The 255-nt window shown below is 47.8% G+C and carries 1 rRNA gene; it reads left to right on the plus strand.

The window, feature by feature from the left end:
• Positions 1-152: 152 nt before the first annotated feature.
• Positions 153-255, plus strand: a 5S ribosomal RNA gene (rrf, locus tag GM655_RS22660); the annotation flags it as partial.

Consider the following 255-nt stretch of genomic DNA (forward strand, 5'->3'; position numbering starts at 1 on the left):
ATACTAATTGCCCGTACGGCTTGTCCCTATAACCTTAGCAGGGTATAGGTAAGAAGACCGTTAAACGTTGTTGAGACAACTTCATTACCCCATTACTTACTATTCCAGATTCTGAGCAACGTTCGTGCGAACGCGGCTCGTACAAGTCAAAGCTTGATGACCATAGCAAGTTGGTCCCACCCCTTCCCATCCCGAACAGGACCGTGAAACAACTCTGCGCCGATGATAGTGCTGCAACCAGTGTGAAAGTAGGTT

Source organism: Pseudoduganella danionis (assembly GCF_009720775.1).
In the GTDB taxonomy this organism is placed as follows: Bacteria; Pseudomonadota; Gammaproteobacteria; order Burkholderiales; family Burkholderiaceae_D; genus Rugamonas; species Rugamonas danionis.